The organism is Novosphingobium terrae (assembly GCF_017163935.1).
GTDB classification, from domain to species: Bacteria; Pseudomonadota; Alphaproteobacteria; order Sphingomonadales; family Sphingomonadaceae; genus Novosphingobium; species Novosphingobium terrae.
On sequence record NZ_JABVZR010000001.1, the window covers coordinates 2,331,416 to 2,343,393 of the forward strand.

An 11,978-nucleotide genomic window follows, 5' to 3' on the forward strand; every position below is an offset into this window, starting at 1 on the left:
GTCAACAACGATCCGCCAGCTTTCTCAATTTTGCCGTTAAGCTGTGGAAAACTATGCCTTAAGCCGCCAAAAATGCAGTTTCGGCCCGGTTGAGGCCGTTTCCGCGCCGTTTCGGACTTATGCCAAACGCGGCGTTAACCGTAATTTTTATCGATCGGGCGCAGAATCATCGCATGATCCCGCGAGTGAAAGTTCTGCCCATGCGCAAAACATCTGCCTCACCCTTCCGTTTCCTGCTGCGGGGCGCCGCCTGCCTGACGCCCCTTGCCCTCAGCATGGCCTTGCTGGCCGGTCCCGGTCGCGCGCGTGACAATGCCCACCTCCAAGAGGCCGCTTTGGGCACGCAGAGCGATGTGATGCTCGAATCAAGTCTTTTCGTGGAACACATCCGCCAGAACGCCCGTGGCCCGGTGCATATGCTGGAACCGGCCCGGCAGGTGAATTCAGGTGATAAGGTGGTGACACTGCTCAGCTGGTATCGCCTGGGCGGCACGGGCGGCTTTACGGTCACCGATGCCGTTCCAGGCGGCATGAGCTATCAGCCGGGCGAGAAGGATGAAGCCGAGGTTTCCGCCGACGGGGGAAAGACATGGGGACGTCTGGGCGCTCTGCGTGTCGGCCACAGGCTGGCGACGGCTCAGGATGTGACGCATATGCGTTGGCATATTACGCCGGCGCAGGCTTTGGCCGGGTCGGGGCGTATCGCCTATGCCGGGATGGTCAGGTAAGCGCGCCTTTCAGCACTTCTCATACTTCCAGTTGCGCTTCTTGCCCTCGGCCAGCCATTCCACGGCCTGAGCGATGCGCTTGGCGCGCGTGGCGGCCTGCTTGGCCTCCACAATCCATTCCAGATAGTCACGGCGGTGGGAGGGGGCGAAACCCTCGAACACCGCCTGAGCCGCCGGATGGGCTTCCAGAGCCTGCGTGAAATCCTCAGGCACGGGAATCGCTTCTTTCGGCGCCTTTTTGGGGCGGGCCATGCCGCCGCCCTGCCGGATCTTCTCGGCAGCAGCGAGCAGCTTGGCTTTCAGCTCTTCGGCGGGAGGCAGATCATCGAGGCTGGTGATCTTGCCATAATCACCCATGCCGGGATCGCGCTCCATGCCCTGACGGCCCGTGCCATGGATCACGAAAGCGCAATGCGCCTTGAAGGCCGCGATCCCCGCCAGATTTTTGCCCGCGACCGTAAAATGCGGCATACCCCATTTGATGGTCTCGCCAAGATCCGGCAGCGCTTCATGCACCAGAGCGCGCAGATGGGTCAGGATCGGGCGAGCGAAGGGCGCCGCCTTCTCGATATAGGCATCGATTCGCGGGTCTGTCTCCATCGCCCCCTCCCCTTCAGACCGCGACCGGCGCGGCCAGCTTCCCCTGAGGCGCGTAGTCGGGGACGACAAAGTCCTCGATGGCGTAATCGAAGATGCTCTCCGGGCGGCGGGCAATGGTCATACGCGGATCGCCCGAGGGCTTGCGCTGCAACTGCGCCTCCACCAGCTCCTCATGGTTGAGGTAGAGATGGGTGTCGCCGCCCATCCAGACCAGCTCGCCCGGCTCCAGATCGCATTGCTGGGCCAGCATGCGGATAAACAGCGCAGCGCTCCACAGGTTGAAGGGCAGGCCAAGGGCGACATCGGCGCTGCGCTGATACAGCACGCCGGAGAGACGCCCATCGGCAACATGGAACTGATAGGTCTTGTGACAGGGCGGCAGCGCCATCGAATCGAGTTCGGCCACATTCCAGCCCTCGACGATATGGCGGCGGCTGCCCGGATTGTGGCGCAGGCTGTGGACCAGATCGGCGATCTGGTTGATGCCCTCCATCTTGCGATAGAGGCCATCCCCGGCAGGCTGATAATTGGGCCAATCGACCCACTGCTTGCCATAGACCGGGCCAAGATCGCCCCATTGCACAGCAAAAGCCTCATCCGCCACGATGCGCGCGGAAAAATCCTCGCGGCTGATCGGGTCGCCGGTTTCCTTGCGATAGCGGTCGAGCGGCCAGTCGGTCCAGATTTCCACCCCCTGCGCGCAAAGCGAGCGGATGTTGGTGTCGCCGGTGAGGAACCACAGGAATTCGCGCGTCGCGGTCTTCCAATAGACGCGCTTGGTGGTCAGCAGCGGCATGCGGTTGTCGGAGAGATCGCAGCGGATCTGCGCGCCGAAGACGGAGCGCGTGCCCACGCCTGTGCGGTCGCGGCGTTCATCGCCATGGCGCCAGATATGGTCCATCAAGGCCAGATATTGCTCTTCCCAGTGAGCGACTTGGGGGGCGGACTCGGTTCGGATCGTGTTAGGCAAGGTCATCCACACAGTTTGGCCCAAGGCGCAGGCGCCGTCATCCGATTTTCAGCAAGCGGCTCAAATCGGGGAAAATTCACGCACAGGCAAAAAAATGCGAAACGCCGCTTGCGTGGTTCGAAATCGCTGTCTATAGGCCCGCTCCTGCCTCGCAGAGACGCTTCAAACCGCCTCTGCAGCACCGGTCGGGGAATAGCTCAGCCTGGTAGAGCACTGTCTTCGGGAGGCAGGGGCCGGAGGTTCGAATCCTCTTTCCCCGACCATTTACTTCTTGAAAATCAAGAAGTTGAGAAAGCCGGCCTTCGGGTCGGCTTTTTTCTTTCCCGGCCTTATCGACGCGTTGTCGACACACCCTCCACCTCACATCAACACGTTATCCACAGGGATAAGCACAGGCGGCGGCTCCTCGCGCCCCAGCGCCGAGAGCATATCACGCTCGATCACGCGCACCATGGCGTCCAGCGGCAGATCGTTGACATCATGGCCAAAGGGGTCCTCCAACTGGTCGCCCAGCGCATCCAGCCCGAAGAAGGTATAAGCCACCAGCGCCGAGGGCAGCACCGCCCACCACCCCAGCGTGCCCGCCAGAGCAAAAGGCAGGCTGAGGCAAAAGATATAGGCCGTGCGATGCAGCAGCAGCGAATAGGCGAAAGGCACGGGAGTCGCGGCAATGCGCTCGCAGCCGGTCTGCACGCTGGTCAGCGCCGCCAGATGCTGCTCCAGCGCCGACCAGCGCATCGGATCAATCGCACCCTCAGCGAGCAGGCGCTGGCTGGTCACCCCCATGGCATGAACGACACCATTGGTGGGATTGGCCATGGCCATCCACGCGCCCTCACCCCACCATTGGCGGATGGCAGCGAACTCATCATCGCCGCGCAGCCTGGCGCGCAAACCAAAGGCGAAAGCACAGACACCCATCACAAAGCCGTCACGCTCAACCACAGGCAGGCTGGCCACCTGACGGGCAATGGTGCGCGCCTCGATCACCAGAGCGCCCCACAGCTGACGCCCTTCCCACCAGCGGCCATAGCAAGCGTTGTTGCGGAAGCTCATAAAGATCGAGAGCGCCAGACCGATCAGCGTAAAAGGGAAAGCGCTGATCTGGCCGAAGATGCCGGGATGGTCGCGTGCGGCCACCACCGCCACCACGCTGGCCAGCACAATCAGCGCCATCCGCCCGCCAATGCGCGGCAGGATCGTGCCTTTCCACGCAAAGAGAATGTCGAAAAGGCTCGGTTTCGAGCGCTGGATCATAGGGCTGGGTCCTGAACTATGGCCAGCCCCGGATACACCCAAAGCCCGGCCAATCCAGCCCCTTGCCTGTTGCCTAGACCCAGGCGCCCAATTGCCATGGCACGAATTCATAATCGCCCACGCCCTGCGCCTCGCTCTTGGTCGGTCGGCCCGAGGCGACCTCCAGCAACTGCCGGAAGATGCGTTGGCCCAGTTCCTCGACGCTCATGCCCTCCAGAATGGGCGAGCAATCGACATCGATATCCTCCGCCATCCGCCCGGCGAGCGCCGCGTTGGAGGCCAACTTAAGACAAGGCACGCATTGCGCCCCGAACACCGATCCGCGCCCGGTGGTAAAGGCCAGCAGATTGGCGCCAGAGGCAATCTGCCCCGTCGCCGAACAGGGATCATAGCCCGGCGAATCCATAAAGATCAGCCCGTTACGACTCCGCGGCTGGCCATAGAGCAAAACCTCGCTCAAAGGCGCAGAACCAGCCTTGGCTACAGCGCCCAAAGATTTCTCGAAGATGGTGGTCAGCCCGCCCGCCTTGTTGCCGGGCGAGGGATTGTTATCCAGACTGATGCCATGGCGACTGGCATGCGCCTCCCACCAACCGATGCGCTCTTCCAGCGCCGCCGCCACCGCAGGATCGGCGGCACGCGCCAGCAGCAGATGCTCGGCCCCGTAGATTTCCGGCGTTTCGGAGAGGAAGGCCGTGCCGCCCGCTGCCACCAGCAGATCGCTCGCCGCGCCCAGCGCCGGATTGGCGGTGATGCCCGACCAGCCATCAGACCCGCCGCATTGCAGCCCCAGCACCAGATCGCTGGCGGGCCGCGTGCTGCGCCGCGCGGTGGAGATCTCCTCGATCAGCTCCTGCACCAGAGCGATGCCATGCTCGATCGCCGGTGCCGTGCCGCCCGCATCCTGAATGGTGTAGGTTTTCAGCATGGGCCCCGGCGCCAGACCGTGGCGTTCCAGCATTTCACCGATCTGCGCCACCTCGCAGCCAAGGCCGATGATCACCGCGCCCGCGAAATTGGGGTTGCGGGCATAGCCGGTCAGCGTGCGCTCCAGCGTGTCGATGCCCTCCCCGCTTTTGGCCATGCCGCAGCCGCTGGCATGGGTGAGCGGCACCACCGCGTCGATGCCGGGGATCGCGGCATCCTCGAAACGCCGGGCGATGCGGCGCACCACCGTGGCGGCGCAATTGACGCTGCCCATCACCGCGATGCAGTTGCGCGTGCCAACCTGCCCGTTGGCGCGCAGATAGCCTTCGAAATGCGCATCCTCGGGCGCCGCCACCAGACGCCCTGCCATGCCTGCCGTCACCGCTGCTCCGGCATGGCGGCCCTCACCGACAGCCAGATTGTGACTGTGGACATGCTCGCCCGCGCGGATGGGCTGCGTGGCGATGCCAATGGGCTGACCATATTTGCGCACCACCTGCCCCACCGCCACGTCATGCAGCGCCAGCTTGTGGCCGAAGGGCACGGCATCACGCGCGGTCACCCCCAACACATCCTCTCCCGGAGAGGCCGGATCGATCAGCACCGCCACATCGTCGAGCGGGGAAAGGCGAAGGGCCCGGGTCATGCGGCAGTCTCCGAAACAGAATGGGCCAGCGCCTCCAGACGCGGCAAAACGAGATCGGGCACCTGAGCCCTCACCCAGTCGATAAAGCCTGTCACGCGCCGTTCGATCTTGGCGTGGTGATGGCTGTAGATATCCGCAAGCCGGTGATCGAGATAGGGGTTGGCAAAGCGATCCAGCGTCGTTTCGACATAGGCTTCTGCGTCGGCACCCAATCCGCGCATCGCGAACCCCGGCACAACCTCCTGCACATAGAGCGAGCGCAACGCTGGCAGCGTCACACCATCCTCCATCATCGCACGCACGGTTTGTGCCGGGGCAGCCCCAGCTTCATGCCATCGCTGCGCCAGCCACGTATGGCCCAGATTGAGGATATGCAGCTTGAGCCGTTCGAAAGGCTCCAGATCATCGGTCAACACCACCTGCGGATGGGTAAAAGGCATCGCGAGTCCCGGCTGGCGCTCCACCGCCCACAGCGCATAAGGCTCGGCCACCGCTCCCGCCGGTTCCAGCGGCGTGCTGACAATGCGATCGACCAGCGTGCTGATCCAGAGGCATGTTTCCAGCCAAGCGGCAAAACCCTGCCCCAGCCCCCAATCGCGGGCCAGATCCAGCACCACGCCGCGCAGCACATCGCCATTACGCGGCACCAGTTCGCAGGGCAGCAGCGTCAGAGGCGCGCCGCCTCGCTGCCAGCGGGCATGCAGCAAAGAGGTCAGCTTGGGTACAAATCCGCCCGGCACCTGTCCCGCTGCCGGACGGGCGCGATCCTCTGGCAAAAAATGGTAACCGGTGTCACCCGTATTGCTGACAAGAACCTTCGCCTGCCCCGCAACCAGCTCCACAAGCACAGCCCAGTCCGCCACGGCGCTGATCCCGCCGATCACGCTGCGCACATGCACCGTCTGATCAACGCGCTTGCCCGCCTCGATCCCGCGAAGGATCACCGGGAAGCCCTCGGGATCGGCAAAAGCGCGCAGACGCTTGGCCCTTTCGGCATCACCCGTGGTCTGAACGATGGTGATGGGCGGCACATCCTGCCCCGCATCCCGCGCCTGACTGGCAAAGAGATCGACATGGGCCTGAAGGAACCGGCTGGTTCCGAATTGAACGATCACGCAAGACTCTCCCCGGCATCACGCCATGGTTTTGCAACCAGCCCTATGTGACACCGCTTGACCGTCTTGACCAGAGGCCGGGCGCACAACCCCGCCACCACCGCGAATTTACCGCCCACCAACACTGGACGCAGCCCCCCCATGCGCCTAGAGCGCCCCCTTATGCGTGTTCCTTTCGTCAAGATGCATGGGCTGGGCAATGATTTCGTCGTGCTGGACGCGCGCGAAGGCAATGTGCCGCCCATGACCGCCACTCTGGCCGCCGCTCTGGGTGACCGGCATCGCGGCATCGGCTGCGACCAGCTGGTGCTGCTCGAAGCGTCCGAGATCGCCGATCTCAAGATGCGGATCTTCAACCAGGACGGCAGCGAGGTCGAGGCTTGCGGGAACGCCACCCGCGCCGTGGGCCTGCTTCACGGCAGCGCGGCAGCCATCGAGACGCTGGCGGGCGTGATCTATGCCGCGCCCACGCCCGATGGCATTTCGGTCGATATGGGCCGCCCCCGCTTCGAGTGGGACGCGATTCCCTTGGCCTATGCCATGGACACGCTGACCATGCCGGTGGGCTGGGAAGAGCTGAACGCCCCCACCGCCGTCAATGTCGGCAATCCGCATGTGATCTTCTTCACGCCCGATACGCATGAGGTGGAGTTGGATCGCCTCGGCCCGCTGATCGAGCATGATCCGCTCTTCCCCGAGCGCATCAACGTCAATGTCGCCACCGTCACGGCGCGCGATGCGATCACCCTGCGCGTGTGGGAACGCGGCGCGGGCCTCACGCTGGCCTGCGGCACGGGCGCCTGCGCCACCGCCATCGGCGCCATGCGTCGCGGTCTGGTCGACCGCCGCGTGACGGTCACATTGCCGGGCGGCCCGCTGGTGATCGAATGGCGTGGCGATGATGGCATCACCATGACCGGTCCTGCCACCGAAGCCTTCCGCGGCGCGTTCGAGCTGTCCGCGTTTTATCAGGGATGAGCGTCGAGGTCGTCTCGCTGGGCTGCCGGATGAATCTGGCCGAGAGCGAGCATATGCGCGCGCTTCTCGCCGGCGAGCGCGACATGGTCGTCATCAACTCCTGCGCCGTCACCGCCGAGGCCTTGCGCCAGACACGCCAAGCCATCCGCAAAGCCCGCCGCGCCCGCCCCGATGCGCGGCTGATGGTGACCGGCTGCGCGGTGGAGGTGGAGCGCGATGCCATCGCTGCGTTGGATGTGGACGGCCTGATCGCCAATGCCGACAAGCTGGATGCGCGGGCATGGAACGTGCCGCCCGCGCCTGTTGTGCCAATGCCTTCAGGCCAGCATACCCGCGCCTTTGTGGCCGTGCAGAACGGCTGCGACCATGCCTGCACCTTCTGCATCATCCCCGCCGGTCGCGGCCCGAGCCGTTCGCGCTCCATCGCCGATGTGGTGAATGAGGTGCGCGCCCATGCCGATGTAGGCGTGGGCGAGGTGGTGCTGACCGCCGTGGACCTTACCGGCTGGAACCGTGACGAGCAGCGCCTCGGCGATCTGGTCGCCGCGATCCTGCGCGATGTGCCTGCCCTGCCCCGCCTGCGCCTCTCCTCAATGGATGGCGTGGAGATCGATCCCCTGCTGCGCGAGATCATCGCCAGCGAACAGCGGGTGATGCCGCATCTGCATCTCTCCTTGCAGCATGGCGCCGATCTGATCCTCAAGCGCATGAAGCGCCGCCACCTGCGCGCCGATGCCGTCAACCTTGTGGCCGATTTGAAAGCCCGCCGCCCCGATATCGCCGTGGGCGCGGACCTGATCGCCGGCTTCCCCACCGAAGATGACGCCGCCCACGCCGACAATCTCTCGATCATCGATGAGCTTCAAATCGTCCACGGCCATATCTTCCCTTACAGCGCCCGCCACGGCACCCCTGCCGCGCGCATGCCGCAACTGCCGCGCCCGCTGATAAGCGCACGGGCCGCGCAACTGCGCGAAGCCGTCGCCACAAGCCGCGCCCGCTGGCTCGAAGGCCTGATCGGCCACCCCCAGACCGTGCTGGCCGAGCGCGACGGCACCGGCCACGCCGAAAATTTCGCAAGGATCGCCCTGCCCGCCGGCTCCACGCCCGGGCAGATGCTGACCATCACCCCCACACGCATCACCGAAGGATTGCTCTCATGAGCGCCGAGAACTGGACCTCCCGCCTGATGGGCGGCCTCGCCAAGACTTCCGAACGTCTGGCGGGCAATCTCTCCGGCATCACCGGTGCCGCGCGCCTGACCGAAGACCAGCTCGATGAGCTGGAGGATGCGCTGATCCTCTCGGATCTTGGCCCGCGCGCCGCCGCCCGCATCCGTGGCGCCATGGCGCAGCGCCGTTTCGAGGGCTCGGCGGGCGAAAACGCCATCCGCGAGGCCGTCGCCGAGGAAATCGCCGCGATCCTGCGCCCCGTGGCCAAGCCGCTGGAGGTCACCGCCTTCCCGCGCCCGCATGTGGTGCTGGTGATCGGCGTCAACGGCAGCGGCAAGACCACCACCATCGCCAAGCTGGCTCACCTGTTTCAGGAAGAGGACTATGCGGTGATGCTGGCGGCGGGCGACACCTTCCGCGCCGCCGCCATCGGCCAACTGGGCGTCTGGGCGGACCGCCTTGGTGTGCCCATCGTGAAGGGCCCCGAGGGCGGTGACCCTGCAGCCATCGTCTTCGATGCGGTGAAATCCGCCAGCGAGCGCGGCACCGATGCGCTGATCGTCGACACCGCAGGCCGCCTGCAGAACAAGCGCGAGCTGATGGACGAGCTGGCCAAGATCCACCGCGTGCTGGGCCGCCTCAACCCCGCCGCGCCGCATGATGTGGTGCTGGTGCTGGACGCCACCAATGGCCAGAATGCCCTCGCCCAGATCGAGACCTTCAAGGAGGTGGCGGGCGTCACCGGGCTGGTCATGACCAAGCTGGACGGCACTGCGCGCGGCGGCGTGCTGGTCGCGGCGGCCGAGCAATATGGCCTGCCCATCCATGCCATCGGCGTGGGCGAGCGGATCGACGATCTGCGCCCCTTCGATCCCGATCTGGTGGCCCGCGTGATCGCCGGGGTGCAGGCATGACCGCGCCGGAACGCAAGAACCACTCGCCGCTGGTCAATCTGGCGATCGATTACGGCCCGGTCGCGGCGTTCTTTATCGCCTATCGCCTGTTCAAGCCTTCGGGCGCGGCGAGCCTGAGCGATGTGGCCGCCGTCACCAAAAGCACCGGTGTGTTTATGGCGGCCACGGTGCTGGCGCTGATCGCGTCGAAGTGGATTCGCGGCAAGGTGTCGCCCATGCTGTGGCTCTCCACCGTGCTGGTCTGCGGCTTTGGCGCGCTGACGATGATCAGTCAGGATGAGGGCTGGATCAGGCACAAGCCGACCGCCGTCTATACGCTGTTCTCGGTAATGCTGCTGATCGGCTGGATCAAGGGCAAGCCGACGATGAAATATCTGCTGGAAAGCGCCTTTGACGGCCTTTCGGACGAGGGCTGGATGAAACTGTCGCGCAATTGGGGCTGGTTTTTCCTGTTCCTCGCCGCACTGAACGAGGTGTTTGCCTACAAAGGCTGGTTCACCTTCGACCAGTGGCTGCGTGCCAAGCTGATCGTCTTTATGCCGCTCTCATTCCTGTTCACCTTTGCGCATATGCCAATGCTGCTGCGCCACGGTCTGGGGCAGGAAAAACAGCCCGACAGCGAGAACGCTGAATAAGAAAAAGCCCGGCTCCCTTCTGGAAGCCGGGCTTTTCTTTGAGGTCAGTTTTTATTGTCGCATCGCTATTGCGAAAAACCGGTTCCCACTTTTTCGCGCGATGCTCCGCACCTTAGCGCCAGCGGGCGCGTTCGGCCTCGATCTCGGCATCGGTGTAGGGATCGAGCCTGTCATCGAAGGTCGTCCAGCCCTGCCCCTGATAGAGGGCGCGGCGTTCGGCGATATCGACATAGGGCGTGTTGTCCAGCGCGGCCTGCGCCGTCAGAACCAGCTCATCCTCGACCTTGGCGCTGACCAGCGTGCCGCCGCGCCGCACGCCCTCGGCATAGACATCGGCCTCTGCGCGGCTCACGCCGGCATGGGTCAGCGCGCCGACAATGCCGCCTGCACCAGCCACCACCGCGCCACCGACCACCGCGCCGACCGCCGCCGAAGCAAGCCAGCCCGCCGCGATCACGGGGCCGAGGCCCGGAATGGCCAACAGGCCAAGGCCCGCCAGCACGCCGCCACCGGCACCGATCACACCGCCCAGCGCGGCGCCCACACCGGCATCGCGCGCGGCTGCGTCGCCAGCGGTGCTGTCACGCGGTTCGCGCACATCGGCAGCGGCATGCGAGGTGCCCCGGCGGTTCGACACTAGGCTGATGTCGCCGTGGAGAACGCCAACGCGCTCCAGTTCGATAACGGCATGTTCGGCATCGGAGAAATTGTCGAACAGGCGAGTGACGATCTGACTCATGGGTCTATCCTTTCCCGTTGAGATGAGGCGGACGCTTAGCGCGTGGCCACATTGCCCTTGTAATCCAGCGCCACCTTCACCGGCGTGCCGTGACGGGTCGCGCTGGCCTGCCACAGGCCGTCAGCATCCTTGTTGAGGTCGCTGACATTGGCATAGCCCGCCTTTTCCAGACGCGACTTGGCCTCGCTCTGGGTGAAGGAGTTCTTGCCCTTGGCGAGCGGCGCCTTGGTCATATGATCAGGCGATTTCATGGCGGGGTTGGGCGCGGCATTGTCATGCGCGACAGGCTGGGCGTGAGCGGCAGCAATACCGCAGACAGCAAGGCTCGCGGCGCAAACCGCGCCGATGGTCGATTTCAATGTCATGAGTTCCACCTCCTTGATGGCAAGGTTTGGAACGCGGGCGGCCTGCGAATGTTCCGGACGATATTTTACACCGCCCGGAAACAATCATTCCCTATTTATCAGTTATTTGCCGCGCAATGCCGCGATGGGCAGCAAGATAGAATCGATGGCCTGAGCCACCCCATCCTCATCATTCGATGCGGTGACATGGTCCGCCGCCTCACGCACCTCCACCGGCCCCTGCCCCATGGCGATGGAGAGGCCCGCCTTGCGGAACATCGGCATGTCGTTGCGCTGGTCGCCGATCACCGCCACCTGCCCCGGATCGACCCCGAAAGCATGGGCCAGAGCCAGCACGCCATCGCCCTTATTGGCCCGCGTGGCGGTGATATCGAGGTAGTAAAGCTGCGAGCGGCCCACTGTGGCGCGGGTCCCCACCGCGCGATCCACGATGGCTTCCAGATCGGCCAGCATGTCGTGATCGTCGGAGACGGCGACGATCTTGTCCACGCTGTCGGCATAGGAGTCCAGATTGGCGTCATAGATCGGCTCCTGATTGGCCGATTTACGCTCGCGGTCGTCGTAATGGGCGTCGGGGCGCTGGGCAATCCAGCGGCCCTGACTGAACAGCCATATGGTGACATTGGGCCGGTCGATCAGCGCCAGCACCTGACGCGCCACATCCCCCGGCACCAATTCCGAAGACAACACCGTGCCATCGGGCTGAACGATGGTGCCGCCATTGAAGGCGCCGATGGGGCGCGTCAGGCCGAGCGTTTCGGCGATCCACAGAATGCCGCTGGGCGGGCGGGCGCTGATCAGCGTGAAAGGCACGCCTGCCGCATCGAGCCGATGCACGGCCTCGATCACGGCGGGGCTGATGGTCTTGTCACTGCGGGTCAGAGTGCCGTCGATGTCCGAGATGAACAGGCGCAGGTCTTTCATGGGGTGGC

The 11,978-nt window shown here is 64.6% G+C and carries 13 protein-coding genes and 1 tRNA gene; 6 read left to right on the top strand and 8 right to left on the bottom strand.

The features are described from left to right. Window positions 1–200 precede the first annotated feature (200 nt). Window positions 201–728 (top strand): hypothetical protein, encoded by a 528-nt coding sequence (locus HGK27_RS10575; RefSeq protein ID WP_206240494.1) that lies wholly within the window; start codon window positions 201–203, stop codon window positions 726–728. Between the two features lie 9 nt (window positions 729–737). Here HGK27_RS10575 and HGK27_RS10580 read toward each other — a convergent pair whose 3' ends face one another. Both HGK27_RS10580 and thyA read right to left on the bottom strand, forming a co-directional pair. Next, entirely contained in the window at window positions 738–1,328 is a 591-nt protein-coding gene (locus HGK27_RS10580; protein ID WP_206240495.1) for a YdeI/OmpD-associated family protein, read from the bottom strand. A 13-nt stretch (window positions 1,329–1,341) separates the two neighbouring features. After that, window positions 1,342–2,304, bottom strand: a complete 963-nt coding sequence (gene thyA / locus HGK27_RS10585; RefSeq protein ID WP_206240496.1) for a thymidylate synthase — start codon at window positions 2,302–2,304, stop codon at window positions 1,342–1,344. 180 nt (window positions 2,305–2,484) lie between these two features. Here thyA and HGK27_RS10590 point away from each other — a divergent pair. Further along, a tRNA-Pro gene (locus HGK27_RS10590) sits at window positions 2,485–2,561 on the top strand. A 97-nt stretch (window positions 2,562–2,658) separates the two neighbouring features. Here the strand turns inward: HGK27_RS10590 and HGK27_RS10595 are convergent. The 3 genes from HGK27_RS10595 to HGK27_RS10605 all read right to left on the bottom strand — a co-directional run bounded on the left by HGK27_RS10595 (window position 2,659) and on the right by HGK27_RS10605 (window position 6,243). Further along, window positions 2,659–3,555, bottom strand: coding sequence for a bestrophin family protein (locus tag HGK27_RS10595; protein ID WP_206240497.1), 897 nt, complete (start codon window positions 3,553–3,555; stop codon window positions 2,659–2,661). 73 nt (window positions 3,556–3,628) lie between these two features. Beyond that, window positions 3,629–5,128: a UxaA family hydrolase gene (locus HGK27_RS10600; protein ID WP_206240498.1), complete on the bottom strand. Its 1,500-nt coding sequence runs from the start codon at window positions 5,126–5,128 to the stop codon at window positions 3,629–3,631. After that, on the bottom strand, window positions 5,125–6,243 hold the full coding sequence (locus HGK27_RS10605) for a mannitol dehydrogenase family protein (RefSeq protein WP_206240499.1): 1,119 nt from the start codon (window positions 6,241–6,243) through the stop codon (window positions 5,125–5,127). The genes HGK27_RS10600 and HGK27_RS10605 overlap by 4 nt, the downstream gene beginning before the upstream one ends. A gap of 162 nt (window positions 6,244–6,405) precedes the next feature. Here HGK27_RS10605 and dapF point away from each other — a divergent pair, with 162 nt between their 5' ends. The 4 genes from dapF to HGK27_RS10625 are packed head-to-tail and all read left to right on the top strand — an operon-like array spanning window position 6,406 to window position 9,942. Then, complete coding sequence (gene dapF / locus HGK27_RS10610; protein WP_206240500.1) at window positions 6,406–7,221, top strand: diaminopimelate epimerase; 816 nt, start codon at window positions 6,406–6,408, stop codon at window positions 7,219–7,221. Continuing rightward, a complete protein-coding gene (locus HGK27_RS10615; protein WP_206240501.1) occupies window positions 7,218–8,384 on the top strand; it encodes a MiaB/RimO family radical SAM methylthiotransferase in 1,167 nt (388 codons plus the stop codon). Before dapF ends, HGK27_RS10615 begins: the two co-directional genes overlap by 4 nt. Further along, window positions 8,381–9,307: a signal recognition particle-docking protein FtsY gene (ftsY, locus tag HGK27_RS10620; protein ID WP_206240502.1), complete on the top strand. Its 927-nt coding sequence runs from the start codon at window positions 8,381–8,383 to the stop codon at window positions 9,305–9,307. The genes HGK27_RS10615 and ftsY overlap by 4 nt, the downstream gene beginning before the upstream one ends. Beyond that, window positions 9,304–9,942: an inner membrane-spanning protein YciB gene (locus HGK27_RS10625; RefSeq protein WP_206240503.1), complete on the top strand. Its 639-nt coding sequence runs from the start codon at window positions 9,304–9,306 to the stop codon at window positions 9,940–9,942. The genes ftsY and HGK27_RS10625 overlap by 4 nt, the downstream gene beginning before the upstream one ends. Before the next feature lie 112 nt (window positions 9,943–10,054). Here the strand turns inward: HGK27_RS10625 and HGK27_RS10630 are convergent, their stop codons facing one another. The 3 genes from HGK27_RS10630 to HGK27_RS10640 all read right to left on the bottom strand — a co-directional run bounded on the left by HGK27_RS10630 (window position 10,055) and on the right by HGK27_RS10640 (window position 11,970). Continuing rightward, window positions 10,055–10,681: a hypothetical protein gene (locus tag HGK27_RS10630; protein ID WP_206240504.1), complete on the bottom strand. Its 627-nt coding sequence runs from the start codon at window positions 10,679–10,681 to the stop codon at window positions 10,055–10,057. Between the two features lie 35 nt (window positions 10,682–10,716). Continuing rightward, on the bottom strand, window positions 10,717–11,046 hold the full coding sequence (locus tag HGK27_RS10635) for a hypothetical protein (protein ID WP_206240505.1): 330 nt from the start codon (window positions 11,044–11,046) through the stop codon (window positions 10,717–10,719). A gap of 102 nt (window positions 11,047–11,148) precedes the next feature. Beyond that, entirely contained in the window at window positions 11,149–11,970 is an 822-nt protein-coding gene (locus tag HGK27_RS10640) for a Cof-type HAD-IIB family hydrolase (protein WP_206240506.1), read from the bottom strand. Window positions 11,971–11,978 lie beyond the last annotated feature (8 nt).